The 25715-nt window shown below is 66.4% G+C and carries 23 protein-coding genes; 9 read left to right on the top strand and 14 right to left on the bottom strand.

Annotated features, from left to right (window positions below):
- Positions 1–119 precede the first annotated feature (119 nt).
- Together speA and AC13GI_RS06455 are read left to right on the top strand one after the other, a co-directional pair.
- Complete coding sequence (gene speA / locus AC13GI_RS06460; RefSeq protein WP_099819728.1) at positions 120–2009, top strand: arginine decarboxylase; 1890 nt, start codon at positions 120–122, stop codon at positions 2007–2009.
- A 43-nt stretch (positions 2010–2052) separates the two neighbouring features.
- Complete coding sequence (locus AC13GI_RS06455; RefSeq protein WP_033832425.1) at positions 2053–2373, top strand: DUF6122 family protein; 321 nt, start codon at positions 2053–2055, stop codon at positions 2371–2373.
- Between the two features lie 86 nt (positions 2374–2459).
- On the opposite strand, the gene AC13GI_RS06450 is transcribed toward AC13GI_RS06455, so the two are convergent.
- Genes AC13GI_RS06450 through AC13GI_RS06440 form a run of 3 tightly spaced genes read right to left on the bottom strand, consistent with a single transcriptional unit; the run spans position 2460 to position 4725 of the window.
- Positions 2460–3779, bottom strand: coding sequence for an ATP-binding protein (locus tag AC13GI_RS06450; protein ID WP_482995838.1), 1320 nt, complete (start codon positions 3777–3779; stop codon positions 2460–2462).
- Entirely contained in the window at positions 3776–4435 is a 660-nt protein-coding gene (locus AC13GI_RS06445; protein WP_482995837.1) for a response regulator transcription factor, read from the bottom strand. The genes AC13GI_RS06450 and AC13GI_RS06445 overlap by 4 nt, the downstream gene beginning before the upstream one ends.
- Positions 4435–4725: a PepSY domain-containing protein gene (locus AC13GI_RS06440; RefSeq protein ID WP_089238156.1), complete on the bottom strand. Its 291-nt coding sequence runs from the start codon at positions 4723–4725 to the stop codon at positions 4435–4437. Before AC13GI_RS06440 ends, AC13GI_RS06445 begins: the two co-directional genes overlap by 1 nt.
- Before the next feature lie 148 nt (positions 4726–4873).
- Between AC13GI_RS06440 and AC13GI_RS06435 the strand changes: the two genes are divergently transcribed.
- Positions 4874–5308, top strand: a complete 435-nt coding sequence (locus tag AC13GI_RS06435) for a PepSY domain-containing protein (protein WP_482995836.1) — start codon at positions 4874–4876, stop codon at positions 5306–5308.
- Positions 5309–5473: 165 nt separating this feature from the next.
- On the opposite strand, the gene AC13GI_RS06430 is transcribed toward AC13GI_RS06435, so the two are convergent.
- From AC13GI_RS06430 to AC13GI_RS06420, 3 genes are all read right to left on the bottom strand, one after another.
- Positions 5474–5965: a hypothetical protein gene (locus tag AC13GI_RS06430; RefSeq protein ID WP_099819724.1), complete on the bottom strand. Its 492-nt coding sequence runs from the start codon at positions 5963–5965 to the stop codon at positions 5474–5476.
- Positions 5966–6090: 125 nt separating this feature from the next.
- Positions 6091–7299: an NAD(P)/FAD-dependent oxidoreductase gene (locus AC13GI_RS06425; RefSeq protein WP_482995835.1), complete on the bottom strand. Its 1209-nt coding sequence runs from the start codon at positions 7297–7299 to the stop codon at positions 6091–6093.
- A 12-nt stretch (positions 7300–7311) separates the two neighbouring features.
- Positions 7312–7806, bottom strand: coding sequence for a lipocalin family protein (locus AC13GI_RS06420; protein ID WP_482995834.1), 495 nt, complete (start codon positions 7804–7806; stop codon positions 7312–7314).
- A gap of 182 nt (positions 7807–7988) precedes the next feature.
- On the opposite strand from AC13GI_RS06420, the gene AC13GI_RS06415 reads away from it, so the two are divergent.
- Complete coding sequence (locus AC13GI_RS06415; RefSeq protein ID WP_089237451.1) at positions 7989–8237, top strand: hypothetical protein; 249 nt, start codon at positions 7989–7991, stop codon at positions 8235–8237.
- Positions 8238–8327: 90 nt separating this feature from the next.
- Entirely contained in the window at positions 8328–10757 is a 2430-nt protein-coding gene (locus AC13GI_RS06410; protein WP_482995833.1) for a DUF3772 domain-containing protein, read from the top strand.
- Positions 10758–11327: 570 nt separating this feature from the next.
- Here the strand turns inward: AC13GI_RS06410 and AC13GI_RS06405 are convergent.
- Together AC13GI_RS06405 and AC13GI_RS06400 are read right to left on the bottom strand one after the other, a co-directional pair.
- Positions 11328–13433: a phosphoglycerol transferase I gene (locus AC13GI_RS06405; protein WP_482995832.1), complete on the bottom strand. Its 2106-nt coding sequence runs from the start codon at positions 13431–13433 to the stop codon at positions 11328–11330.
- 271 nt (positions 13434–13704) lie between these two features.
- Positions 13705–15348 carry an ABC1 kinase family protein gene (locus AC13GI_RS06400; protein WP_243380061.1) on the bottom strand — a complete coding sequence of 548 codons (1644 nt, stop codon included), beginning with the start codon at positions 15346–15348 and terminating at the stop codon, positions 13705–13707.
- Between the two features lie 233 nt (positions 15349–15581).
- Between AC13GI_RS06400 and AC13GI_RS06395 the strand changes: the two genes are divergently transcribed.
- The gene (locus AC13GI_RS06395) at positions 15582–16508 is read left to right on the top strand and encodes a DUF808 domain-containing protein (RefSeq protein ID WP_482995831.1); all 927 of its coding nucleotides are present in this window, start codon (positions 15582–15584) and stop codon (positions 16506–16508) included.
- A gap of 260 nt (positions 16509–16768) precedes the next feature.
- On the opposite strand, the gene AC13GI_RS06390 is transcribed toward AC13GI_RS06395, so the two are convergent.
- The gene (locus AC13GI_RS06390) at positions 16769–18307 is read right to left on the bottom strand and encodes a GGDEF domain-containing protein (protein WP_482995830.1); all 1539 of its coding nucleotides are present in this window, start codon (positions 18305–18307) and stop codon (positions 16769–16771) included.
- Positions 18308–18412: 105 nt separating this feature from the next.
- On the opposite strand from AC13GI_RS06390, the gene AC13GI_RS06385 reads away from it, so the two are divergent.
- From AC13GI_RS06385 to AC13GI_RS06375, 3 genes are all read left to right on the top strand, one after another.
- Positions 18413–19048, top strand: coding sequence for a Rossmann-fold NAD(P)-binding domain-containing protein (locus tag AC13GI_RS06385; protein ID WP_482995829.1), 636 nt, complete (start codon positions 18413–18415; stop codon positions 19046–19048).
- Positions 19048–19755 (top strand): helix-turn-helix transcriptional regulator, encoded by a 708-nt coding sequence (locus tag AC13GI_RS06380; protein WP_482995828.1) that lies wholly within the window; start codon positions 19048–19050, stop codon positions 19753–19755. Before AC13GI_RS06385 ends, AC13GI_RS06380 begins: the two co-directional genes overlap by 1 nt.
- A gap of 213 nt (positions 19756–19968) precedes the next feature.
- Entirely contained in the window at positions 19969–20355 is a 387-nt protein-coding gene (locus AC13GI_RS06375; protein WP_482995827.1) for a VOC family protein, read from the top strand.
- 36 nt (positions 20356–20391) lie between these two features.
- On the opposite strand, the gene AC13GI_RS06370 is transcribed toward AC13GI_RS06375, so the two are convergent.
- The 5 genes from AC13GI_RS06370 to pdhA all read right to left on the bottom strand — a co-directional run bounded on the left by AC13GI_RS06370 (position 20392) and on the right by pdhA (position 25468).
- Positions 20392–21381 carry a hypothetical protein gene (locus tag AC13GI_RS06370; protein ID WP_482995826.1) on the bottom strand — a complete coding sequence of 330 codons (990 nt, stop codon included), beginning with the start codon at positions 21379–21381 and terminating at the stop codon, positions 20392–20394.
- Positions 21382–21579: 198 nt separating this feature from the next.
- A complete protein-coding gene (locus tag AC13GI_RS06365; RefSeq protein WP_089237418.1) occupies positions 21580–22974 on the bottom strand; it encodes a dihydrolipoamide acetyltransferase family protein in 1395 nt (464 codons plus the stop codon).
- The gene (locus AC13GI_RS06360) at positions 22971–23324 is read right to left on the bottom strand and encodes an SH3 domain-containing protein (protein WP_025874583.1); all 354 of its coding nucleotides are present in this window, start codon (positions 23322–23324) and stop codon (positions 22971–22973) included. Before AC13GI_RS06360 ends, AC13GI_RS06365 begins: the two co-directional genes overlap by 4 nt.
- Position 23325: 1 nt before the next feature.
- Positions 23326–24393 carry an alpha-ketoacid dehydrogenase subunit beta gene (locus tag AC13GI_RS06355; protein ID WP_089237416.1) on the bottom strand — a complete coding sequence of 356 codons (1068 nt, stop codon included), beginning with the start codon at positions 24391–24393 and terminating at the stop codon, positions 23326–23328.
- Positions 24386–25468, bottom strand: a complete 1083-nt coding sequence (gene pdhA / locus AC13GI_RS06350) for a pyruvate dehydrogenase (acetyl-transferring) E1 component subunit alpha (RefSeq protein WP_032976633.1) — start codon at positions 25466–25468, stop codon at positions 24386–24388. Before pdhA ends, AC13GI_RS06355 begins: the two co-directional genes overlap by 8 nt.
- Between the last annotated feature and the right edge of the window lie 247 nt (positions 25469–25715).

The following is a 25715-nucleotide window of genomic DNA, read 5'->3' as shown; positions in this document are numbered from 1 at the left end:
GGACGGATCGGCCCGTTCAGGTTGGAACCTGCCGCGGGCGCGGGCGCGCATGATAACGAACCTGTGGGCATATAGGCGTTATCATGCCCCCCCTTTTATTTGCCACAAGGCCGACTGCAATGACCGATTGGTCCCTCGACCAAGCCCGCAAGACCTACTCGATCCCGCACTGGGCGGATGGCTATTTCGACGTGGATCAGGCCGGGCACATGGTGGTGAGACCGACCGGGGCGGATGGCCCGGTGGTGTCGCTGCCCAAGGTGGTGGATGCCGCGCGCGCGGCTGGCGCCAAGCTGCCGCTGCTGGTGCGCTTCCCGGACATCCTCGGCCAGCGCCTGGGCAAGCTGCAGGCGGCGTTCGCCCAGGCCCAGCAGGATTGGGACTACCCGGGCGGCTACACCGCTGTGTACCCGATCAAGGTGAACCAGCACCGCGGCGTGGCCGGCACCCTGGCCAGCCACCACGGTGAGGGCTTCGGCCTGGAAGCGGGCAGCAAGCCGGAACTGATGGCCGTGCTGGCGCTGTCGCGCCCCGGTGGCCTGATCGTCTGCAACGGCTACAAGGACCGCGAGTACATCCGCCTGGCCCTGATCGGCCGCAAGCTGGGCCTGCAGACCTTCATCGTCATCGAGAAGCCGTCCGAGCTGAAGCTGGTGCTGGAAGAGTCCAAGGCACTGGACGTGAAGCCGGGCCTGGGCGTGCGCATGCGCCTGGCCTCGCTGGGCGCCGGCAAGTGGCAGAACAGCGGTGGCGACAAGGCCAAGTTCGGGCTTTCGCCGCGCCAGCTGTTGGACCTGTGGAAGTCGCTGCGCGATACCGAATACGCCGACTGCCTGAGCCTGCTGCACTTCCACATGGGCTCGCAGATCTCCAACGTGCGCGACATCGCCAACGGCATGCGCGAAGCCACCCGTTACTTCGTCGAGCTGTCACAGCTGGGTGCGAAGATCACCCACGTCGACGTGGGCGGTGGCCTGGGCGTGGACTACGAAGGCACCCGGTCGCGCAGCTTCTGCTCGATCAACTACGGCCTGAACTCGTACGCCAGCAACATCGTGCAGCCGCTGGCCAATGCCTGCGAAGAACACGGCCTGACCCCGCCGCGCATCGTCACCGAGTGTGGCCGCGCGATGACCGCGCACCACGCGGTGCTGATCGCCAACGTGTCCGAAGTGGAACAGGCGCAGGAAGGCCGCGTGCCGGACCAGCACGACGACGAGCCGGCCTCGATCCGCCACCTGCGCGAGATCCACGAAGAACTGGACGTGCGCCCGGCGGTCGAGCTGTTCCAGGAAGCGCAGCACTTCCATGCCGAAGGCCTGTCCAGCTATGCGCTGGGCCAGATCGACCTGCCGCAGCGTGCGCGCATCGACGATCTGTTCTATGCCATCGCCCACGGCGTGCGTGCGCGCCTGAGCTATGACGAGAAGAGCCATCGCCCGGCGCTGGATGAACTGAACGAGCGCCTGGTCGACAAGTACTTCGTCAACTTCAGCGTGTTCGAGTCGATTCCCGATGCGTGGGCGATCGACCAGGTGTTCCCGATCGTGCCGATCGAGCGCCTGAACGAGACGCCGGATCGCCGCGGCATCATCGCCGACATGACCTGCGACTCCGATGGCATGGTCAAGACCTATGTCGAGAACGAAAGCCTGGACAGCTCGCTGCCGCTGCACGCGATCAAGCACGGCGAAAGCTACCGCATCGGTTTCTTCATGGTCGGTGCCTACCAGGAAATCCTCGGCGACATCCACAACCTGTTCGGTGATACCGACGCGGTGGAAGTGCTGGCCGATGCCGATGGCTACGCCATCACCCAGCAGCGTCGCGGCGACACCACCGACGTGATGCTGGACTACGTGGGCTACAAGCTGGATGACCTGCGTGCGGCCTACGCCGACCGCGTGGCATCGGCAGACCTGTCGCCGGAGCGCGCGCAGGAGCTGTCCGAAGCGCTGGAAGCGGGCCTGACCGGTTATACCTACCTGTCCGACGAACCGCTGATCTGAGGGTGACGGTAGCGCCGGGCATGGCCCGGCGCTACCGGTGCTGATGAGCGCCCGCGCGATCTTCCACTTGTTCCTGCATGCCGCCGTGCCAGCCCTGCTGGCATGGCTGTTCTGGCGCAAGCGTTTCGCCTCGGCGTGGCTGTTGCTGCTGCTGGGCTGGATCATCGATCTGGACCATCTGCTGGCCGACCCGATCTACGCCCCGAACCGCTGCAGCATCGGCTTTCACCCGCTGCATACCGCGCCGGCGATTGCCGTGTATGCGGGCCTGTGCGTGCCGAAGAAGACGCGGCTGGTGGGGATTGGCCTGATGATCCACATCGTGCTGGACGCGATTGATTGCTGGTGGATGCATCACCGTTGATGCTTGATGCGTGTCGACCAAGGTCGACACCTACCGGGGGCGTGATCCGGTAGCGCCGGGCCATGCCCGGCGAGCGCAGCGGCAGGTCACCCCATCGGCAACCACAACGTCGCGCGCAACCCTGGCTGCGCGTTCTCCAGCGCCAAACGCCCGCCATAACTGGCGGCGATATCCCCCACGATGGCCAGGCCCAGGCCGCTGCTGCTTTCGCGCTCATCCAGCCGCACGCCGCGCTGGGTGACCTGCGCCAACGCCTCGGCTGCCAGACCTGGACCGTCATCGCGCACATCGATGCGCAACTGCCCTTCGTCCACCCGCGCCGTTACTGTCACATCCCGCTGCGCCCACTTGCCGGCGTTGTCGAGCAGGTTGCCAAGCATCTCTTCGAGGTCGGCGCTGGCGCCGGCGAACTGCAGGTCGCTGGCAATGCCCTCGGCCTGGAACTGCAACGCACGCTCGCCATGCACCCGTGCCATCAACCGGCACATCGCCTGTGCCACCGCTGTCACCGGCGTGCGTTCGCGATGATCAGCGGTCAGCCCGGCAGCAAGATAGCGATCGACGCTGGCCTGCATGCGCGCGCCCTGCTCACGCAGCGTGGTGCGCCACGCGCGGCCTTCACCATCAGCTTCGGCGGCGAGCACGCTCAGCGGTGTCTTCAGTGCATGCGCCAGGTCCTGTGCACTGGTACGCGCGCGCGCCACCATCCGTTGCTGGTGGTCCAGCAGTGCATTGAGTTCGTCGCCCAGCGGCGCGATTTCAGCGCCTAATCCTGCTGTATCGATGCGCTGTGCATCGCCGCGGCGCACACGCTCCAGCTGCGTACCGAGGCGTTGCAGCGGGCGCAGGCCGAAATGCACCTGGCTGGCCAGTACCGCCAGCCACGCGGCGACCAGTACCGCCAGCGCCATCGCACTGCGTTGGCGGAACGCGGCCACATCCGCGTCCAGTGCGCTGCGGTCGGAGGCGACCACGGCAACATAGGGTTCGTTGGCGCGTGGCAGGCGCACCTGCTGCACGCGCGCGCGCAGCGACTGCTGCAGCGGGCCGGGAAGATTGCGTGCGGCTGCGCCATTGGCGGCCACGGGCAACGTCTCGTCCCACAGCGAACGCGACTGCAGCAGCACCTTGCCGCTGCCATCGGCGATCTGCCAGTAGGCGCCGGAGAACACACGCTGAAAACGCGCGTCATTGGGCTCCTGGCGAAGCTGCAGCTGACCGTCGGCATCGATCTCGGCCTGCGCCAGCAGGGTCAGCATGTCCTGCTGCAGTTCGTTGTCCAGGCGGTCGCGCGCGCTGCGCTTGAACAGTTCGCCCAGCAGCGCACTGGCCAGTGCCGAGACCAGCAGCAGGCCGATGCCACCGGCCAGCAGCAGCCGGCGTCGCAGTGACGGTTGCCGGCTCACGGCGCCGCCAACCGCCAGCCCTGGCCGCGCACGGTCTGGATCAGGTCGGTGCCGAGCTTGCGACGCACGCGCCCCAGCAGCACGTCCAGCGCATTCGAATCGGGATCGTGGCCGCTATCGAACACGTGCTCACCCAGACGGTCGCGGCCGATCACTTGGCCGCTGTGGTGGATGAAGTAGCTGAGCAGACGGAATTCCTGTGGGCTCAGTGCCAGTGCCTGGCCATCGAGGTCGAAGCGCCCGGCATTGACGTCCAGCTGCAGCGGGCCGCACTGCAGGCGCGGGCTGGCGTGGCCATGGCTGCGGCGGATCAGTGCGCGCAGGCGCAGCACCAGTTCGTCGGCCTGGAAGGGTTTGGTCAGGTAGTCGTCGGCGCCGGCATCGAAGCCGGCCAGCTTGTCGTGCCAGCGTCCGCGTGCGGTCAGCACCAGCACCGGAAAGTCGCGGCCGTTGCCGCGCCAGCGCTCGATCACGCTCAGGCCATCCAGCCCGGGCAGGCCCAGATCGACGATGGCGGCCTGCAGGTCTTCCACCTGGCCGATCTCCTCGGCCTGGCGACCATCGGCCACCACGTCGACCACGTAACCGGCCTGCTCCAGCAGCGGCTGCAGGCGCTCGGCCAACGCGGCATCGTCTTCGGCCAACAGGATGCGCATCAGTCGTCCAGCTCCGTCTTCAGCAGCCTGCCGTTGCGCGCATCATAGTCCAGCTCCACCACCACGCCGTCGGCACGCAGGATCTCCACTTCGTACACGCCATCGTCCAGCTCCACTTCCAGCAGCTGGCCGGGGTGGCGCTTGAGCGCATCGCGCACCACGCTTTCCAGCGGCACGTAACGGCCCTGTTGCACGGCCCGGCGCGCGACCTGCTGCGCCGGGTCCTGGGCGGGGCCGGTGGCGGTCGGGGCGCTGGCCAGCGCCAGCAGCAGGGACAGGGAAGACAGGATCGGCACGTGGATGATGGGGAATGGGGAACAGGCGCGAGTGTGCCGCCGCCAACTAACCATTGGCTAACAGCGCCGGCTAAGTGGCTGTTAACCATGCGGCGCATCGTGGCGTTGCCGGGATGGTCCGGCACCGAACAGGAGAACCCCCATGTTGAAGTCGCTCACCCTCGCCACCGTCGTTGCGCTTGCCGTCGCTCCCGCTGCCCAGGCAGCACCGCTGGGCCTGGCCCAGGTCGAACAGACCCTGCGCAAGGCCGGCTACACCCAGATCCATGAGATCGAGCGCGATGATGGCCTGTGGGAAGCCGACGTCAGCCGCGCCGACGGTCGCTTCAGCGAGGTGTATGTGGACCCGAAGACCGGCGAGATCTTCGACGAGCATGACAGCCGCGCATTGCTGAGTACCGAACAGGTGCTGGCCAAGGCGCAGTCGCAGGGGCTGCGTGAGATCCATTCGCTGGAACGCGATGGTGCGACGTGGTCGCTGGAAGCGCGGAATGCCCGCAACCAGCGCGTGGAAGTGCGCGTGAGTGGTTATGACGGCCGCATCCTGCACAGCGAGCGTGATGGCTGGCTGGATTGATGCCTGCTGGGGTGGGCGTGTCGACCAAGGTCGACACCTACCGATTGATGGCGGGTAGAGCCGGCCGCTGGCTGGATTGAGCTGCGCTTCGGTAGATGCCGACCTTGGTCGGCACAGCGCCGGAAAAGCGTGTCGACCAAGGTCGACACCCACCCAAGGCGCGGATTACCAGCCGTAAGGCGGCGGGTAGTCCCAATAGCCGGGGCCACCACCGTAGTAGCCGCCACCACCATATGGCCCGAAGAAGCCCGGGCCCTTGCCTTCGCTCACGTGGATGTTGACGTTGACCCCACGGGTCTTGCCTTCATCGTTGGTGTAGTTCTTGCTGAGGTTGAGCGTGGCCGCGTTGTAGTGGGTGTTGCCGTAATTCTTGGCGTAGCCGATGCCGGTGGTGAAACTGCCGGACACCTTGACCTTGTCATCCGTCACGTCGGCGATCCTGCCGTCGCCATTCACGCGCGGGCCGGTCTTGTCGCCGTAGAACGTGCCCGGCGGATCCTGCTGCAGGGTGGGATCGTTGAGATAGCGGATCGGCGTCTGCGGCACGGACAGGTCCAGGCCGGAGGCCTGCGGCGCGGTGGCGCCGGCGGCGGACTGCGCCAACGCGGTCCCGGGCAGGGCGGCCAGGCACAGCAGCAGGGTCAGGGGGCGGATCATGACGGCGCTCCAACGGAGAGGGGCCGCGCAGCACGCGGCGGTACAGGCCGACGCTAGCAGGCGTTGCTTGAATGATGCCTGTCGGCGCCCGCTTGCGGTAGAGCCAGGCCATGCCTGGCTGCACGCTACAACCGCCCGAACCCGAACAGCTCCTGCAGCGGGTGCCGGCGCCGCTCGATCCCGGCCCGCAACAGCCCGGCGCCGATCATCGAATAGGTGATGCCGTTGCCACCATAGGCCATGGCGAACTGCACCCGCGGGCCCCACTGCTTATGCGGGCCGAAGAACGGCAGGCCGTCGGCGGTCTCGGCAAAGGTGCCCGCCCACGAGAACGCCGGGGTCGGCTGCAGGTGCGGGAACCACTGCTGCAGCTGCTTCATCAGTTTGCGGGCCTTGCTTTCCACCCGGCCGTCGCGGCGGGCGGGAATATCGATGGCATCGTCCAGCCCGCCCACCAGCAACCGGCGGTCGCCGGTGGCGCGCAGGTACAGATAGGGACGCGCGCTCTCCCAGACCATCGTGCGCTGCAGCCAGCCCAGCTCGTCGGCGTTGATCGGGTCGGTGATGAAGGCATAGCTGCTGCGGTTGCGGGCTACGCGTGGGTCCAGCCATTGCTGGTTGGCATAGCCCATCGCCAGCACCACGTGGCGGGCACGGATCTGCATGCCGGATTCGGTGCGCGCAGTCACGCCGCGCGTGCTGGGGGTGAGGGCATGCAGCACGGTGCGGTCGTGGACCACGCCGCCGCGCCGACGCACACGCTCGAGCAGCCCATAGGCCAGGCGGTACGGATCCACGCGCGCGGCCTGGCGGGTCAGCAGCGCACCGCCGGCATCGACGCTGAAACGTTCCTGCAGCGCCTCCCGGTCCAGCCAGCGGGCATCCAGGCCGATGCCACGGCGCGCCTCACCTTCGGCCATCAGCCGCGGTACGTCACGGCGGCGACTGGTCAGGTACAGGCTGTCCATCTGCTTGAAATCCACATCCTTCAAGCCGCGTGCCACCTGGCGCAGGGCCGGGATCGCATCCGCGCATGCCTGGTAGGCCAGCGCCGCATCGTCCTCGCCATACTGCGAGGCCAGCTCCAGCAGATGGGTGTCGATCTCGTACTGCAGCAACGCGGTACTGGCTGCGGTGCTGCCCCAGCCGATGTCGCGTTGCTCGATCACTGCAACGTCGTGCCCATGGGCCGACAGCTCATCGGCGATCAGCGCGCCGGTGATGCCGCCACCGACCACCAGCACATCGCACTGCAGATCCTGTTCCAGCGGAGGAAAGGCCTGGATCAGGCCGTTGCGCACCGCCCACCACGGGTAGCCACTTTTCAGGTCCATGCGCGTTCGTGCTCAGGCAGTGGGATGGCCGGTATGCGGGGTCTGGATCAGTTCGGACAGATCGAAGCCCTGCAGGCGTGCGGCTGCCAGATAATGTTCCTGCACGGTGGCATCCAGCCGGGGCTCACGCGCCAGCAGCCACAGGTACTTGCGATCGGGGCTGCCGACCAGGGCAACGCTGTAGTCCGGCGCCACCTGCATCACCCAGTAGTCACCCTTGGCGAAGGGCAGCCAGCGCAGGCCCTTGGGCAGGAAGCTGACTTCCAGCCGCGCGCTGTCGTTGTCGATCGCGCACGCCTCACCGGTGGCTTCCTCGATCTCGCCGTCCATGCGGCAGCGGTTGGTGACGCCCACGTTGCCGTTGTCGAGCAGCTGGTAATGGGCCGACACATCGGTGCAGCCCTCCGGCTCATGGCGCATCGGCAGGCGGGCGATCTCGTACCAGGTGCCCAGGTAGCGGGGCAGCTTGAGGTCGGTGACGGTCTTCAGGGGCGGCAGGTCGGTCATTGTCAGGCGTGGCAGGAGAGGACCTCCACGATGCCGAGGACACTGCCACGGGCGGGTGAAGCCGGGGCGAGGGCCATGTCCAGAACATTCCGTCGCCCCGACGGAGCGCGTGCCGTCATCGGCGCAGCGGTATGCTTCCGCCAGCGCCGCGTTTTCCCGATCCGACCGCAGTGGAGGTGCCGATGTACCAGGTGATCCTGTTGAAGAGTGAAACCCAGTTCGCCCGCGAGCAGTGGCCGCAGGTCGACGATCTGGTGGACTACGAAGGCGTGGCCTACAGCCTGCGCGCCGGGCCGCGCCAGCCGTTGCCGACCGACCATGCCTGGCACCCGATCGCGGTGTACGCGCCGGATGAGATCACCGAGGAAGAATTCCAGGAGTGGTACGCGCTGCAGCAGCCACAGGTGGAAGAGCTGCGGCTGAAGTACTGAGCCACCACCACCCGCCTGCGCCTGCGCATCCGCCGTTTACAGCACCTGCCGTATAGTCGCGCGCAGGCGCGGTGGTCCGCGTGAACCGGTGTGGCTGGCTTGTCTTCCTTCTTCCGAACGATCCTGGTGCGTGGCCCCTGGTTGGCCCTGCTGTTGTGCTGCACGTTGCTGCTGGCTGTGCCGGCGCTGGCCCAGGATGATGACCCCACACCGAAGCAGCAACTGGCGCAGATCGACAGCACGCTGAAGGATGTTGCACGCAAGCGCGTTGACGCCGAGGCCACCGAAACGCTGGGCACGCTTTCGGAAAATGCATCGCAGGCCAAGCGCGATGCCGAGGCGCTGGAAAAGACCCTGCAGCCGCAGCTGGACCAGCTCAACGAGCAGCTGACGCAGCTGGGCGATGCGCCCAAGGACACCACTGAACCGCCGGAGCTGGCCGCGCAGCGGCGCACGCTGACCCGCCAGCGCGATGCCCTGGTGGCATCGATTGCCCAGGCGAAGTCCAGCGCCGTGCGCGCGCAGCAGCTGAGCGCGGACATCGACAAGCAGCGCAACGCGCAGCGCACCGAGGAACTGGGGCGCAAGGTCGCCTCGCCGCTGTCACCGACGCTGTGGCGACAGGTGGCCGACCAGCTGCCAAACGACATCGCCCGCGTCACGCCCTTGGCCCAGCAGGGCCGTGCTGCGCTGACCACGGCCATTGCCACCCATGGTTGGGGCACGTTGCTGCTGGGGCTGGCGGCGGCACTGGTGATGATGTTCCCGCTGCGTCTGTGGCTGCGCGCGCTGGGGCGCCGGTTCGCTGCGTCCGAGCGTGCTCCCGACGGCCGCCTGCGCCGCTCCGGCCTGGCCATGTGGCTGCTGCTGGTGGGTACCCTGCTGCCCGGCTACGCCGTGGTGGTGCTGGTGGCTGCGCTGGATGCCATCGGCGCGATTCCGCCGCGCCTGCAGAGCGTGGCTGAAGGAGTGCAGGCGGCGACGTTCGCTGCGGCCTTCATTTCCGCGCTGAGCGCCTGCCTGCTGGTGCCGAAGCGGCCCTCGTGGCGGCTGCTGAACCTCGATGACACTGCCGCGCTGAAACTGCGCAAGTACGCCTGGGGCGCTGCGGCACTGGCCTGGCTGAGCACGGTGCTGGTGGCCATCGATCGCGCCACCCGCACCAGCGACGTCACCACGGTGGCGCTGGATGGTGTGATCGCGCTGACCTATCTGGGCCTGATCATGGCCATGCTGGTGACCTTGGCGCGCCTGCATCGGCGGCAGACCGCCGAGGCCGAGGCGAAGCTGGAAGCGCAGGCCGACGGCCAGGGCGCGGCCGTTCCGGTACGCCGCAGCAGCTGGCTGGTGCTGGCGCGGGTCGCCGGCAACATCGCCGTGGTGGCCGCGATCATCGCCACCTTGATGGGCTATGTGAACTTCGCCAAGTTCGTGAACCAGCAGCTGATCGGCGGCAGCATCGTGGTGCTGGCGGCAACCCTGCTGTTCAAGTTCGTCGACGATTTCTCCACCTGGCTGCTCAACGCCGACAGCAAGGTCGGCCAGACCATCCTGCTCAGCACCGGCCTCAGCGTGTCGCGGCTGGAGCAGGCCGGTGTGCTGCTGTCTGCGGTGCTGCGCACGTTCGTGGTGTTGATCGCGCTGCTGGCGCTGGCCGCACCGTTCGGCAACATCGGCACGATCGTTGAACGCATTGCCTCGCTGGCCAATGGCATCGTGATCAACAAGGACCTGACGCTGCAGCCGGGCCGCATCGTCACCGGCGTGCTGGTGCTGCTGGTGGGCATGGGCCTGACCCAGCTGCTGCAGCGCTGGTTGACCGATACCTACCTGCCCAAGACCGAACTCGACCTGGGTGCACGAAATTCGATCAGCACTATCGCCGGCTACGTCGGCATCATCCTGGTGGGCCTGTGGGCGCTGACCGCGATGGGCCTGAACCTGAAGAACCTGGCGCTGCTGGTCAGCGCGCTCTCGGTGGGTATCGGCTTCGGCCTGCAGGCGATCATCCAGAACTTCGTCTCCGGCCTGATCCTGCTGACCGAGCGGCCGGTGAAGATCGGTGACTGGGTGAAGCTGGGTGACCAGGAAGGTGATATCAAGCGCATCAACGTGCGTTCGACCGAGATCCAGGTGAGCGACAAGTCCACCTTGATCGTGCCCAATTCCGAACTGATCACCAAGACCATCCGCAACATGACGATGGGCAACAACCAGGGCCGCATCCAGATCCAATTCGCGGTGCCGGCCAGCACCGACGTTGCGAGCCTGCGACAAGCGCTGCTGGATGCCTACGGCGCCCACAACACGGTACTGCAGCAGCCGGCGCCGTCGGTGTACATCGACAGCATCGCTGGCGGCCAGATCACCATCAACAGCTTCGCCTACGTGGCCAGCCCGCGACAGGTGTATGGCACGCGCAGTGATCTGTATTTCAGCCTGTTGCAGATCCTGGCCGAGCGGAACATTCCGTTGTCCACGCCAACAGACATCCACATCACCCGCGATCCGCAGCAGTAAGAGGGTGGGTCGGCAGGGCTGCGCCCTGCACCTGCCGAAGCAACGGCAACAGCAACGGCCGAAGCAAAAGCGGGTTTCCTGTGGGATGGCGGGGTGGGTCCGGTTGCGGGGGACGCTGCAAGTACGTCCCTGTAAGCTCGGTCGCGCCATCCATGGCGCTCACGCCCCCGCAACCGGACCCACCCCGCCTTCGACAGATTTCCGCGATCTGTCGGGATGGCATTGCCTGCTCTTGGTGGGTGTCGACCGCGCTGCGGTTGGTAGGTGTCGACCTTGGTCGACACGTAGATCCACGCCATGCGTGGATGAATGTCCATCGAAATCGAATATTTCGAAAATTGATCGAAAAACATCCACGCATGGCGTGGATCTACCAGATTGCGGAAATCTGTCAGAGGTGGGGCGGTGTCGGATTGCGGGGTGTCAGCCGCATGGATGCGGCTGCCAAGCCTACAGGGCGTACTCGCGGCGTCCCCGCACTCCGACACCGCCCCGCCACCCCACGAAATGCCAGCTGTTGCCGTTGCCGTTGCTTCGGCAGGTGCAGGGCGCAGCCCTGCCGAACCCCCTTTACCCCCGCGGTCGCCCACGCGAGGGCACCAGTGCGAACGTATCCACTGCCAGTTTCTCGGCGTGGTTCAACCACGCGCGGATTTCCAGATCGTCCACCTCGTGATCAAGACCGAACGACACGTTGATCTTGCCGTCGGCATCGGGCTGCACCCACTGCTGGGCCAGCACCACCTTGCGCTGCGAAGACACCGCTTCGATCCAGAAACCGCGATCCGGGCGCGTACTCGCCACCAGCTGCAGCATGTACTGGCCGGCGCGGGTGCGGCGGCCCTTCTGGGTGATCATGTGTGCCTGGCGCACGCTGGGGCGGGGGCCCTGGAACGCATCCAGCGGTGCATCCACGTCGATGCCGTTGCGCAGCTGGCCATCGCGGTACAGCTTGATGCCGTTGTCGCGGTTCACCAGCAGCGCGCACCAGTCGCCGTCGGCCGAGCCATCCTCGAACGCGGTGCAGCGATCGACGTAGGCGAGTGTGTTGTCCGAGTCGGCGTCGTCAAACTGGCGTGAGGTGTTTTCCAGGTACACCGATTTCAGGTCCCAGTCCTTGTCGTACTCCAGCAGCACCGGAGGCTGCACGTGCTGCAGACCGACCACCACCTGGTCGTCACCGTCGATCTTCAGCTGCCGCGTCGGTTCACCCAGCCACAGCGAGCGGGCGAAGGCCAGGTACTGCGGGTAGTCGCGGCCGCCATCGCGGCGCGCGGCGGCGCTGGCACTCGGCGCGCGCTTGTCGTCCAGCAGCGAACGGCCAAAGCCCATTGTCTGCAGGTTCGGATCGAGCAGGCTGAGCAGGGTGGCACCGGAATCCAGCGTCGAGCCGTCTTCGGCGGCCAGCTGGCGCGGGGCCACGCCGTCACCCAGGAACAGCAGCAGGTTCTCGCGCTTCTGCTTGGTCAGGATATGGCTGAGGTCATTGGGCATGGCCAGGTGATCGGAGGCGATCACGATCAAGGTGTCCTTGCCATACGGGCTGGCCTGGATGCGCTCGACCAGCTGCGAGATCAGGCGGTCGGTGCACTTGAGTGCGTTGAGCATGCCGATGTTGCCGTACTGGCTCTGGTAGCGCTCGCCCTTGCAGGCCACCGGCAGATGCCCGGCCGGGTGGTGCGTGTCCATGGTCAGCGTGGTCAGCATGAACGGTGCGTCCTGCCGCGACAGCTGTTCGAAGCGCTGGTAGGCGGTGTCCAGCAGCACGTCGTCATGCACGCCCCACGCCGAGTAGTGGATGCGGCCGATCTTCTTCTGCTGCTTGAACCATGCCAGGTCATGCACTTCGTCGAAGCCATGACTGGCCAGGAACTGGCCCTTGCCGGCGAACTGGCCGTTGGCGCCACCCAGATAGTGGTTGGTGTAGCCCTGCTGCTTCAAATAGTCGCCCAGGCACACGGCTTTGGGCAGGAAGCTGCCCATCCGGTCCATGCTGTTCTCATCGCCCTGCGAGGTGGTCAGCGGCACGCCGCACATCGATGACACCAGACCGGCGATGGTCCAGCCGCCGCCCTCGGCCGAGGCCAGCCCGCGGACATCGAGTGACTTGGCGGCCAAGCGGTTGAGATTGGGCATCAGGCCGGGAAACACGGCCTCATCCAGATAGGTGCGTTCCAGGCTCTCGCCGTAGATCCACACGATGTTGCGCGGGCGCTGCAGGGCCTGCGTGGGGATCTGGTACTCGGGAGCGATACGGGCGAAATCCACCGGACGCAGCTGCTGGTACAGGCGTTGGCCATCGCGCGCCAGCGGGCTGATCATGATCGTGGCCACCCACAGCGCGGCGAAACCGGCAAACCACGCACCACCGGCTGTGGGTCGGCGCCAACGCTTCACCCGCGTAGCGAACAGCGGCAGCAGCGACACGGCAGCCAGCACGATGAAGCCGGCGATATAGCCCTTGAAGTCGGCGACACCGGCGCCTTCCATGTCCGCACCCAGGTGGTACAGGGTGGCGGCGTTGAGTCCGTCGCCGGACAGCTTGTCGATCAGCCACCACGCACTGAGCGCCAGCAGCAACAGCGAGAACAGACCTGCTTTCCACCACACCCACTTTGCGGACGCGAGGAACAACCAGGACAGCAGCAACAGCGACAGCAGCAGAATCCAGAGCATAGGCAGCTTCGGCAGTGACGGGGTGGCGATGGACGTCGTACCGACGCGTGTCCATCCGACCGGCGCTGCTGCAAGCACATCTGCATGACAGGCCGATGACCCGATAGTGCATGCACGAACCTGACTGAAATGTTTGTTGAAATCGCGCGTGCGATATCACGCCGCGAACGTAAATCGAGCGTGAAAACTCACGCTCGATTACATTAAAAACCGCATGAATGCGCTGTTTTCGTAGATACACGACGCGCGTGGAAACGACAACGCATCAACGCTATCGATGTCCACGTTCCTCGCGCGAACGCGCACGCCGATCGAACAGCAAGGCGCTGGTCACGATACCCAGCCCAAGCACCACGCCGATCAACAGCAGCACCAGTGCGATGGCGGGATAGCCGAACATATGCCAGCCGGTATCGATCTTCATCATCATCGCCGCCGCCATGATCAACGCTGCGCTGATGATGCCGGCCGCCACGCGGTTGGCGATCTTCTGCAGGTTCTCCATCAGCCGCGACTCTTCCAGCCCGGTCACCTTCATCTGCAGGCGGTTCTCGGCCAGCAGCGCCATGATGTCCGAGAGCTTGCGTGGCCCATCGCGCAGCAGTTGCTGCACCTCCATGGCTTCGCTGGCCAGGTTGGCGGCCGACAGGGATTTCTTCAGACGCGCGCGCATCACGTGCTGCAACTGGCGCTCGACGATGCGCCGCGTATCCAGGTCCGGTGCCAGCAATCGGCATACGGTTTCAAGGTTGAGCAGCGCCTTGCCCAGCAGGCTCAGCTCCGGCGGCGTACGCAATCCGGACGAAGTGGCGATGCGCACCATGTCCAGCACCACACGTCCTTCGGAGAAATTCGCGCTGGCTGCGTAGCGTGCGATCAGCTGGCCGGTCTCGCGCAGGTAACGCTCTTCATCGAACGCCTCCAGCCGCGTGCTGATGCTGATCAGGTCGTCGGCCACTTCCTCGCCGCGGCCATCGACGGCGGCGAACAGGATCTTCAGCAGCCGCTCGCGCAGGCGCGGTGGCATGTGCGCGACCATGCCCAGATCGAAGATCGCCAGGCGCCCATCGGGCAGTACCCGCAGATTGCCCGGGTGCGGATCGGCATGGATCTCGCCGTGCACGAAGATCTGATCCAGATAGCCACGGATCAGCGCCGCCGCCAGTGGGTCCATCGCCTGTTCGGTACGGCGCACATCGGGAATGGCATCCACGCGTACGCCGCTGGCCAGTTCCATGGTCAGCACGCGATGACTGCAGTAGTCCCACAGCGGCTGCGGAATCCACAGGCGCCGGAACGGCTTCAGATGGCGACCGAAGCGCGACAGGTTCTCAGCCTCTGCGTGGTAGTCCAGCTCCTGCATCAGGGTCTTGGAGAATTCGTTGAGCCAGTCACGCAGGCGCACGCGGCGGCCGATCTGGGTCAGGTGGTCGGCGGCCAGGGCGAAGCTGCGCAGCACGTCCAGGTCCGAACGCAGCTGCGCGGCCACCTCGGGCTTCTGCACTTTCACCGCCACCTCGCGGCCGTCATGCAGCACTGCGCGATGCACCTGGGCGATGGACGCGCAGCCCAGCGGCTGTGGATCGAATGCGGCGAACAGCTTGTTCACCGGTGCGCCCAGCTCCTGTTCGACGATGGCGTGGATGCGTTCGACCGGGATCTCAGCGACCTTCTCCTGCATCCGCTCCAGCGCGGTGGCGAACTCCACCGGCACCATGTCCGGGCGGGTGGACAGCATCTGCCCGAGCTTGACGAAGGTCGGCCCCAGCGCTTCCAGGTCACTGACGAACTGCTCGGGATTGCCATCGGGCGGGACATCGGTGTGGCTGCCGGCAGCGTCCAGGTTCATGCCGGAGAACACGCCGGAATGACGGTAGCGCATCAACAGGCGCAGGATCTGGCTGCGCCGGTTCATGCCCCGGATCAGCGGGGGATTGCCTGTGGCGGCGGGCGGCTTGCTCAAACAGAACTCCTCGAAAGCGACGACCCGGCGGCCGTGATCTGGCGGCCGGGTAGCGCCGGGCCATGCCCGGCGGGATCGGAATACGCTTGCAGTGTCCCTGTGCAACGGTAGGCGCGCGGTGAATCCGCTACCGCAGGCGGTGCAGGATGGGTCAGAATCCGCTCATTCCCTTTACTGGATCCCCCATGGCCGGTGCCAGCCTGTTTGCCCTGCTCGACGATATCGCCTCCCTGCTCGACGACGTCTCGGTGCTGACCAAGGTCGCCGCCAAGAAGACCGCCGGCGTGCTGGGCGACGACCTGGCGCTGAACGCGCAGCAGGTGACCGGCGTCAATGCCAACCGCGAACTGCCGGTGGTGTGGGCGGTGGCCAAGGGCTCGCTGGTGAACAAGGTGATCCTGGTGCCCGCCGCACTGGCGATCAGCGCGCTGGAAGCCTGGCTGCACAGCCGCGGCTGGAACGTGCCGTTGATCGTGCCGCTGATGATGATCGGCGGCGCCTTCCTGTGCTTCGAGGGGGTAGAGAAGCTGGCACACCGGTTCCTGCATTCCGCCGATGAGGACGCCGAACACCAGGCTGAGCGGCGCAAGGCGCTGGCCGATGCGCAGGTGGACATGGTCGCGTGGGAGAAGGACAAGGTGAAGGGCGCCATCCGCACCGACTTCATTCTCTCGGCCGAAATCATCGTGCTGTCGCTGGGGGTGGTTGCCTCGGCCTCGTTCATCAACCAGGTCAGCACCCTGGTGGTGATCGCGCTGGCGATGACCGTGTTCGTCTACGGGCTGGTCGCAGGCATCGTCAAGCTGGACGACCTGGGCCTGTACCTGTCGCGCAAGGGCGCGGCGCTGGCGGCGCTCGGTCGTGGCCTGCTGGTATCGGCGCCGTGGCTGATGAAGTTCCTGTCGGTGGCCGGTACCGCGGCGATGTTCCTGGTCGGCGGCGGCATCCTGGTGCACAACGTGCCGGCGCTGCACCACGCGGTGCAGGCGCTGGGCGGCGAAGGCCAGTGGGGCTGGCTGGTCAACGCGCTGGGCAACATGGTGGTCGGCATCATCGCCGGTGCGATCGTGCTGGCGGTGGTGACCGGCGTGCAGAAGCTGCGCGGCAAGTAGCGCCAGCTCCTTCCCCGGTAGGGGCCGACCTTGGTCGGCGGGTTGTTTGTCGCGCGTGCCAACCAAGGTTGGCACCTACCAAGCGGTTTCCGGCGCCTTGCCCGGTAGGGGCCGACCTTGGTCGGCGGTTTGTTTGTCGCGCGTGCCAACCAAGGTTGGCAGCTACCAAGCGGTTTCCAGCGCCTTGCCCGGTAGAGGCCGACCTTGGTCGGCGGTTTGTTTGCCGCGCGTGCCAACCAAGGTTGGCACCTGCTCGCGAACTACCCGGCGTGCACCCGATTCTTGCCTTCGCGCTTGGCCACATACAGGGCGTCATCGGCGCGTCGCAGCAACGTATCGGCATCGTCGCCCGGCTGCCATTGCGAAAGCCCGGCACTGAAATGCACCGGTACCCGCCGGTCCTGCACGGTCAGCACGCGATGCGCCAGTGAACGCTGCAGCCGCTGCACCGTGGCCATGCTGTCCGCGCCGGGGGTTTCCGGCAGTACCAGCACGAACTCGTCGCCACCCAGCCGGGCGATGCCATCGGTGGCACGCAGCAGCAGGCGGCACACCGACACCAGGTGCTGCAGCAGCGCGTCGCCGCCGGCGTGGCCGTGTTCGTCATTGGTCTGGTGGAAATCATCCAGATCGATCACCGCCAGCCCCAACGGCGAGTTGTTGCGGGCGGCGCGGGCCAGTTCGCGTTGCAGCAGTTCGTCCAGACCACGCCGGTTCAGGGCCTGGGTCAGCGGATCGATACGCGCCAGATCGCCGGCCGCGCGCAGATCCTGTTCCAGCTGGTTGATGCGCTGCTCGGCGCGTTCCACCTCCTGCCGTGCGCTGGCCAGGTGATCACGTGCCTGCGCCGCCTGCTGCTGCACCTTGCCGGTGTCCTGCATCACTTCCTGCAGCAGGTGGTTGAGGTCGGCGATGCTGCGCGCCTCGCGCAGTTGCAGCGCATAGCTGCCGATGCGGTCGTGGTATTCACCGGTACTGGCAGCCATGCCGTCCATGCGCTCGATGAACTCGCCCATCAGGCTACGCATGGCTGCTTTCGAATCGTCGATTCCCTGCCGCAGCAGGCCCTGCTTGTAGATCACTTCGCGCAGCTCGGCGCGGGTGCGCTCGACCGATTCGGCTTCCAGCGGCCCGGCCAGCAACTGGCGCACGGCTGCGATCTGGCCCTGCAGCCAGCTGCGGTCATCCAGCAGCTCGCTGACGTTCTCCAGCAGCAGTGCGAACAACTCAAGCAACAACGCCTGCTGTTCCTGCCAGCTCTCGGCGCGCACGCCGATCTGGTGACCCAACTCGCGCGCACCTTGTTCGATCGGCTCCAGTGCCGCGCCCGGTTGCCACTGGCGCAGGCGTACGGCCAGTGCCTGGGCCTGCTCGCGCAGGTCGGGATCGTGCTGCAGCAGCGCCACCACCGCCCCGCCCAGCAGCAACCGCAGCTGTTCGGACAGGCGCAGGCTGTCGGGCTGGCCATCGGGCGAGTGCTGGTCGATGGTACGGATGTACTTGTCGATCAGCTGCCGCATCGCCCGGCCATAGCGCGGCCAATCGGCACTGGCCTGCGCCGACTGCAGGCGATCGCCCATGTCGCCCAGCTCGCCGGGCAGGGTGGCCATGCCATTGGCGAAGGCGGTCAGCAGCGGCTCGGGTGCATCGGCCCCGGCAAACAGCTGCTGCAATGCCACGCCGCTGCCGCCCTGCAGCACCACCCGATCGCCGCGCCCGTCATCGACCACCGCGCGCACGCGCGCAGGCGGCCCGATGGCGGTACCGGGGGCAGAGCGGGGGTCGGGCTGGTCCGTCATGGAACGAATCCTGGGGTGGCAGGGGGCTGGTCACAGCATATCGGCGCAACTGGCGGTGGCTTGAACCGATAGGATGGGCGACAGGATGCCGCAGTGGAGGTGGGTATGCGTGTGATGTTGCTGGGGGCGACGGGACTGGTGGGCGGGCTGGCCCTGCCGATGCTGCTGGACGACCCGCGCTGCCGCGCTGTGGTGGCCCCGACCCGACGGCCGCTGGACCTGCGCGACCCGAAACTGCACGCCCCGCTGCTGGACTTCGATCAGCTGCCGGATGCGCCGGGCTGGGCACCGGTGGATGCAGTGGTCTGCGCGCTGGGCAGCACGATGGCCCTGGCGGGAAGCCGCGAGGCCTTCTACCGGATCGACCACGACTACCCGCTCGCCTTCGCCCGCCTGGCCAGGACCCAGGGCGCGCGTGCCTTCGTACTGAATTCGGCGGCGGGGGCCAATCCGGGTTCGGCCATCTTCTACAGCCGGGTAAAAGGCGAGCTGGAGCGCGACCTGCGCGCGCTGGGCTTCGCTTCGCTGACCCTGGTCCGGCCGGGCCTGATCGGCGGCCACCGCCCACAGGCGCGCCGCGGCGAACAGTTCGCCCTGCAGGTGCTTGGTGCGTTGCGGCCGGTGCTGCCGCGAGCGTGGCGTATCAACCCGGCCACGCGTATTGCGCGGGCGCTGGTGAACGCGGCACTGGCGCCGGCACCGGGCGAGCACGTTGTGGCTTCGAAAGACCTGGTGGACTGATGTCGCGCGCGCTGCGTCTGACCCAGCTGCTGCAGGTGCTGCGCCGCCACCGCCGGCCGGTGGCCGGTCAGGCGCTGGCCGAAGAGCTGGGCATCAGTCTGCGCACGCTGTACCGCGATATCGAAACGCTGCGCGAACAGGGCGCCGACCTGCGCGGGGAAGCCGGTGTTGGCTACCAGCTGGAACCGGGCGACGTGCTGCCGCCGCTGACCTTGCCACCGGCGGAAATCGACGCGCTGGTGCTGGGCCTGCGCTGGGTAGCGGCACGCACCGAGCCGGCGCTGGCCGAGGCCGCGCGTGATGCGTTGGCACGCATCGCCCATGTGCTGCCAGCAGCACGCCGCGAAGCACTGCGTGACAGCGGCCTGCGGGTGGGCCCATCGCGTACGGCAGCGAAGGTGCCCCCGGCGCGCCTGCAGACCGTGCGCGAAGCGGTGGGTACGCAGCAGCGGCTGCAGTTCGCCTATGAGGATGCACAGGGACGGCGTACCGAGCGCGTGGTCTGGCCGTTCGCACTGGGCTACTTCGATGAAGTGCCGATGCTGGCGGCGTGGTGCGAGGGCCGCGAGGACTTCCGTCATTTCCGCCTGGATCGCATCCGCCATGTACGTGCGTTGGAAGCGCGGTACCTGGTGCCACGCGCCACCTTGCTGCGGCGCTGGCAGAAGGCGCAGGGCATCGCCCCGGATTGGCTGGACCGTTCGTGACGGACCAGCTTTGGTAGAGGTCGAGCTTGCTCGACGCTTTTGCAGTTCGCGGAGAGCAGTCGAGCAAGCTCGACATCTACCAAAGCGGGAGCAACAGCAGTCGAGCAAGCTCGACATCTACCAGAGCCAGAGCGCGAGCAGGCTCGACGCTACTGACAGGATCTGTCAGCAGGGCAGGGCCACCATGAATGCTCCCAACAACGGAGCTTCCCTATGTTCAAGCCCAGCACCCTGCTGCAGTACGTGCGTGACGTCGCCGCCAGCGCCACCTTCTACAGCGGCATCCTCGGCAAGCCGCCGGTCGAGCAGTCGCCCGGCTTTGCGCTGTTCCTGCTCGGCGATGGCGCCGCACTGGGCCTGTGGCAGCGCGATGACGTGCAGCCGCCTGTCACCGCCGAGGCGGGTGCAGCCGAACTGGCGACGGTGGTGGCGGATGCAGCAACGGTCAAGCGCATGCACGACGAATGGCGCGCGCTTGGCGTGCAGATCACCCAGGCACCGGTGACGCTGGAATTTGGCCACACCTTCGTCGGCGTCGATCCCGATGGCCACCGCCTGCGTGTCTACAGCCGCGCCGAGGGCATGGTCGCGCGGAATTGATTCAGGGAGGGCGCCGGTACTTGCCGGCTCCTGGACCTACCCTTGCTTCTGTGCTGCTTCGATGACGATTGAAAATGTCTCGTCGTCTTCCGAATTCCATTCAATGGCCAGCTGGGCAAGCTCTCCGACCACATCGCGGCCTGGATTGCACCGCCTGAGCTCCTTGATGAATTGCCGGATATGACGGGGCGTCAGTTTACAACCTGGATAATTGAAGAGACTTAGCGCGGCGTCTGATGAAAGGTTCAGCAGGTCCGGCGCGAGGATGGAATAGGCTTTGATGTAGCGGGGGAATGGAATATCCGACAGGAAGTTCTCCGCTGCACACATGATCGACCCATCATGTGGCGGTTTCCGAAGAAATTCGCTCATGACCGCCAGGATGACCTCTTCTGACGGCGCATCCTTCAACGGTGTGTAGAAGTGGTCTGCATAGGCCCAGCAGCTCTTCTGGTCCACGACTGCATTCGACAGGTCATGCAGGGTCGAGATCCAGACATCGGCGTCCATCGGTGCAACCGGGGCAGTCTGATTGTTCTGGCCCTCTTGTTCATCATCGGCGATGAGTCCTCGACGCACGGACTTCCCGTTGTGCCATGCCGTATTGCGTGAGTCCAGTAGCTTCCACATCTTCTCCTGCCCGAACCACATATCGTACTGCGATGGAAGGGGGCTTTCCGGGAAAAGTGAGAAAAAGTCAGAGAGGTAGACGGCGTGCGGACTGAAGTACTCGACAGTGAAGCTCAGTGCATCCTCACTGAGAGCATTGCCGGGAATCTCACCGTGAAATGCCGCGTGCAGATTTGCTACCAGTTCCATTGGGGAATTTGACCGAGCGATGGTCGATCCCACCGCCTGATCGATGAAGGCGCCCGTTGAAGCCAACCATCGCAGATAGACCAGTGCTGGAATCGAAAGGTCGTCCAGTGCTTCTTCCGGTGATGGCAATGGCCCGAAGGGCCGCTCGCGAAACAGCTGGGCGCCCTTGGCCAGGAATGCATCAATGATGGTGGTTGGATTTGACATGGCAGAACAGACAGGTCTGGAGGCTCGATGCTAGGGAGCTTGGCGTGGGAGTCCATGCAACTATTCCTAAATGTGCTTGCGCGCATCTTCGGTTGACCAGCAAGAAGCAGCCGAGCATGGCTAGGCGCCATAGTGGAGCGGGCACAAAAAACGCCGGGCAGTGCCCGGCGTTTTTTGTGTTTCAGAAGTGGTGGCCGATCAGCTGGCCAGCGCCAGATCATCCATCATCGCGCGCAGGAAGCGGGCCGCTTCACCGCCGGTGGCGGCGCGGTGGTCGAAGGTCACTGACAGCGGAATGACCTTGTGCGCTTCCACGCCGCCCATCACCGGGGTCATCTGGTGGCGGGCACGGCCGGCACCGACGATGGCCACGCACGGCGGCACCACGACCGGGGTCGCGTAGCGGCCGGCGAACATGCCGAAGTTGGACAGCGAGATGGTGTAGCCGCTCAGTTCCGACGCTGCGATCGAACGCGCTTCCACCTGCTCGCGCAGACGGTTCACGCCTTCGCGGATGCCACGGGCATCCAGCATGTCGGCATTGCGCAGCGCCGGCACGAACAGGCCGTCGTCGGTATCAACGGCGATGCCGATGTCCACCTGCGCATGCAGGGTGCGGGTCAGCGCTTCACCGTCGAACCAGGCGTTCATCGCCGGCACCTTCTGCGCGGCGACCACGATCGAGCGCACCAGGCGCGCGGTGACGTCGTTGCCCGGCAGCCAGGCGTGGATGTCGGCGTCGTCGTTCAGCGTGGTCGGCACGACCTTGCTGTGCGCATCGGCCATGACGCGGGCCATGTTGCGGCGCACGCCCTTCAGCGGTTCCGGTTGGCCCTTGGCGACCACGCCCGGCGGCTGGGTGCGCATCGGCTTGCCAGCGGCAGACAGCGGGGTGCGTGCGTCGGACTGTACCGGCGCGGCCACCTGGGCCGGGGCCGGTGCGGCAGCCGCCGGTGCAGCAACCGCTGCCGGTGCGGCGCCGATCTTCGCGCTGCCATCGGCAGCGGCCTGCTTGACGTCGGCCATGGTCACCGCGCCATCGGTGCCGGTGGCACGCACGCGGCTCAGGTCCACGCCCAGCTTGCGCGCGGTGGCACGCACGGCCGGTACGGCCTTGACGCCGCCAACGGCCAGCGCCTGTTCGGCATGCACCGCGTTGGAGCTCTGCATCGCGCCGACCACGGTGCCGGCGTCATCACGCTCGGCGGCCGCCGGCTTGGCTTCTTCAGCAGCTACCGGGGCGGCTGCGGTCGGCAGCGGCGGCGGCGTCGGTGCGGCCGGAGCCGCCGGAGCGGCATGACCGTGGCTGTGGCCGGTGTCCTGGCCGTCAGCGCGCTGCGGCAGGTTCGGGTCCAGCGCGAAGCTGGCCAGCACCGCGCCGGTCGGGATGATGTCGCCGGCAGCGCCGGACAGCTTCAGCACCGTGCCGGAGAACGGCGAGGGCACTTCGACGACGGCCTTGGCGGTCTCCATCGAGACCAGCGGCTCATCCAGCTTGATCACATCGCCTTCCTTGACGAACCACTCGACGATGGTCGCGTCCGGCAGGCCTTCGCCCAGGTCGGGCAGGTTGAAGTTCTTGGTCTGGCTCATTTGCAGTTCTCTTCCAGCAGTTCCAGTTCGCGGGCAGGCAACCAGCCCGTCGCGCCATTGGCGCGCTCGGACCACCACCACCCGCCGTGTTCGTGATGAAGCTTGACCATCTCGCCGTTCTCCACATCCAGCTCGCGGGCGTCATAGTCGCGCAGGGCTTCTGCGCGACCATCGTCCAACAGCTGCAACCACGCTACCGGTGCCCATCCGGCGCGCCCATCACTGGTGCGCACCCAGGCAAACGCCGGCCATTCCTCGTCACGTACGCCTACTTCGACGATCTGGCCGGTGCGGAACCGGAGCGGGTTGGGATACTGGCTGCGGTAAGCCCCGAGAAGGCGGGCCCGCATGTCAGCCTGCCGCCACCGCGCGCTTTGCCGCCGCCACGATCCGCTCCACGCTCGGCAGATACTTCATCTCCAGGCGGAACAGCGGAATGTGGGTGTCGTAGCCGGTAACGCGCTCGACCGGAGCCAGCAGGTCGTACAGCGATTCCTCGGCCAGGCGTGCGGCGATTTCCGCGCCGAAGCCCGCGGTCTTCGGGGCCTCCTGCACGATCACGCAGCGGCCGGTCTTGGCCACCGACTCGGCGATGGTGGCGAAGTCCAGCGGACGCAGCGTGGCCACGTCGATGACTTCGGCACTGATGCCTTCGCCGGCCAGCTTGTCGGCCGCTTCCAGCGCTTCCTTCACCTGCGCACCCCAGGTCACCAGGGTCACGTCGGTGCCGTCGCGAAGCACGAAGCACACGTCCAGCGGCAAGGCTTCGCCGTCGTTGACGACCACTTCCTTGTACTGGCGGTAGATGCGCTTGGGCTCCATGTAGATCACCGGATCCGGCTCGCGGATCGCGGCCAGCAGCAGGCCATAGGCGCGCTGCGGCGAGGACGGCAGCACCACGCGCAGGCCCGGCACGTTGGTGAAGATCGCTTCGTTGGCTTCGCTGTGGTGTTCCGGCGCACGGATGCCACCACCCCACGGCACGCGCAGCACCATCGGGCAGTGCAGGCGGCCACGGGTGCGGTAACGCAGCCGCGCGGCGTGGCAGATGATGTGGTCGACCATCGGGTACATGAAGCCGTCGAACTGGGCTTCGGCCACCGGCTTCATGCCCTGTGCGGCCAGGCCGATGGTGAGGCCGGCGATGGTGGTTTCATCCAGCGGGGTGTCGAGGATGCGGTCGGCGCCGAAGCGCTGCTGCAGGCCGGCGGTGGCGCGGAACACGCCGCCGTTGACGCCCACGTCTTCGCCCAGCACCAGCACCGACTTGTCGTGCTCCAGCTCCCAGGCAAGTGCCTGGGTGATGGCTTCGATGAGGGTGATCGGGGTGTCGGTCATGTTCTGTTCTCCGCGCGCGACGGCAGCGCTGTCGGCGGCGTTGGTGTGCGCGCTGGACGCGCCGTTCTTGATCTCATCCATGGCGCTGCTCCAGGGCGATCGCCTGGGCGCGCTGGGCCAGCAGGTCCTGCGGCGGGTCGGCATAGAGGAAATCGAACATCGCCTCGACCGGCTGCACCGGCGTGTTGAGGTACAGGTTCACTTCCTCGTCCACGCGCTTGCCGCACTCGGCGGTCCAGGCCGCTTCTTCTTCCTCGCTCCAGACACCGGCGTTGGTCAGGTACTTGCGCAGGCGCAGCATCGGCTCGCGCTGCCAGGCATCCTTCACTTCGGCGTCGTCGCGGTAGCGGCGCGCGTCATCGGCGGTGGTGTGGTCCGACAGGCGATAGGTCATCAGTTCCAGCACGGTGCCACCGTCGCCGGCCAGCGCACGTTCGCGCGCCTGCAGCATGGCGGCCATCACCGCGATCAGATCGTTGCCGTCCACCTGCAGGCAGTGCAGGCCGCCCGCCAGGCCCTTCTGTGCCAGCGTCTCGGCACCGGTCTGGGCCGAACGCGGGACCGAGATGGCCCAGCCGTTGTTGACGATGCACAGGATCAGCGGCAGCTTGTAGGCACCGGCCGAATTCAGTGCAGCGTAGAAGTCGGTCTTGGAACTGCCGCCGTCGCCGCACACGGCCACCGCGATCTGCGGTTCCTTGTTGAGCTTGAACTTCAGCGCAGCGCCTGCGGCGTGCAGGCACTGGGTGGAGATCGGCACGCAGAACGGGAAGTCCTTGGCTGCATTGCCGCCGTAGTCGTTGCCGCGCTCGTCGCCGCCCCAGTACATCAGCACGTCGTGCGGGCGCACGCCCCGCATGAACATGGCGCCGTACTCGCGGTAGGACGGTGCGAACACGTCGTCCTTCTGCATCGAGGCGCCGATGCCCACATGCGCGGCTTCGTGGCCGAGGCAGGCGGCGTAGGTGCCCAGCTTGCCGGTGCGCTGCAGCGCGATCGACTTGCCGTCGAACACGCGCACGAACAGCATCTGCTTGAACATCGGCAGCAACGCGCGCGGGTCGCGCAGGGCTTCGGGCAGATCATCGCGGACGAGCGTGCCGTCCGTGTCCAGATACTGCAGGTATTCGATCTTGAACTCAGCGGCAACCGTCATTGCGTACTGCACCTTCGACAGAGAAGTTACAAATGATATGAATCGCCATGTTAAGGAATGCGTACGAAAAAGCTCTCCTGCGGCGCAGCACGGCCTGCCGGCCTTTGTACCCCCTTCCGGGTGCTTGATGCCAATAACTTCAGCGTATTCAGCCATTGCTGCAAAGCATCACAAACGGCCCTGGGCTGAGCGCCAGTGGAACGGCGCAAACGGTTCCACGCGCAACGGCCGTTCCACAGCCGCGCCG

Source organism: Stenotrophomonas sp. 82F1, from assembly GCF_056861525.1.
The sequence above is the reverse complement of the archived record's forward strand: the minus strand, read 5'-3'. Positions and strand labels throughout refer to the sequence as shown.

Bases quoted from the DNA above. Each gene is read 5' to 3' on its own strand.
- AC13GI_RS06385 (WP_482995829.1), top strand. From the start codon at position 18,413: ATGCGTGTGATGTTGCTGGGGGCGACGGGACTGGTGGGCGGGCTGGCC.
- AC13GI_RS06395 (WP_482995831.1), top strand. From the start codon at position 15,582: ATGGCCGGTGCCAGCCTGTTTGCCCTGCTCGACGATATCGCCTCCCTG.
- pdhA (WP_032976633.1), bottom strand. From the start codon at position 25,468: ATGACGGTTGCCGCTGAGTTCAAGATCGAATACCTGCAGTATCTGGAC.
- AC13GI_RS06435 (WP_482995836.1), top strand. From the start codon at position 4,874: ATGTTGAAGTCGCTCACCCTCGCCACCGTCGTTGCGCTTGCCGTCGCT.
- AC13GI_RS06425 (WP_482995835.1), bottom strand. From the start codon at position 7,299: ATGGACCTGAAAAGTGGCTACCCGTGGTGGGCGGTGCGCAACGGCCTG.
- speA (WP_099819728.1), top strand. From the start codon at position 120: ATGACCGATTGGTCCCTCGACCAAGCCCGCAAGACCTACTCGATCCCG.
- AC13GI_RS06445 (WP_482995837.1), bottom strand. From the start codon at position 4,435: ATGCGCATCCTGTTGGCCGAAGACGATGCCGCGTTGGCCGAGCGCCTG.
- AC13GI_RS06370 (WP_482995826.1), bottom strand. From the start codon at position 21,381: ATGTCAAATCCAACCACCATCATTGATGCATTCCTGGCCAAGGGCGCC.
- AC13GI_RS06430 (WP_099819724.1), bottom strand. From the start codon at position 5,965: ATGATCCGCCCCCTGACCCTGCTGCTGTGCCTGGCCGCCCTGCCCGGG.
- AC13GI_RS06355 (WP_089237416.1), bottom strand. From the start codon at position 24,393: ATGGATGAGATCAAGAACGGCGCGTCCAGCGCGCACACCAACGCCGCC.
- AC13GI_RS06360 (WP_025874583.1), bottom strand. From the start codon at position 23,324: ATGCGGGCCCGCCTTCTCGGGGCTTACCGCAGCCAGTATCCCAACCCG.
- AC13GI_RS06405 (WP_482995832.1), bottom strand. From the start codon at position 13,433: ATGCTCTGGATTCTGCTGCTGTCGCTGTTGCTGCTGTCCTGGTTGTTC.
- AC13GI_RS06415 (WP_089237451.1), top strand. From the start codon at position 7,989: ATGTACCAGGTGATCCTGTTGAAGAGTGAAACCCAGTTCGCCCGCGAG.
- AC13GI_RS06390 (WP_482995830.1), bottom strand. From the start codon at position 18,307: ATGACGGACCAGCCCGACCCCCGCTCTGCCCCCGGTACCGCCATCGGG.
- AC13GI_RS06380 (WP_482995828.1), top strand. From the start codon at position 19,048: ATGTCGCGCGCGCTGCGTCTGACCCAGCTGCTGCAGGTGCTGCGCCGC.
- AC13GI_RS06375 (WP_482995827.1), top strand. From the start codon at position 19,969: ATGTTCAAGCCCAGCACCCTGCTGCAGTACGTGCGTGACGTCGCCGCC.
- AC13GI_RS06420 (WP_482995834.1), bottom strand. From the start codon at position 7,806: ATGACCGACCTGCCGCCCCTGAAGACCGTCACCGACCTCAAGCTGCCC.
- AC13GI_RS06455 (WP_033832425.1), top strand. From the start codon at position 2,053: ATGAGCGCCCGCGCGATCTTCCACTTGTTCCTGCATGCCGCCGTGCCA.
- AC13GI_RS06365 (WP_089237418.1), bottom strand. From the start codon at position 22,974: ATGAGCCAGACCAAGAACTTCAACCTGCCCGACCTGGGCGAAGGCCTG.
- AC13GI_RS06400 (WP_243380061.1), bottom strand. From the start codon at position 15,348: ATGAACCGGCGCAGCCAGATCCTGCGCCTGTTGATGCGCTACCGTCAT.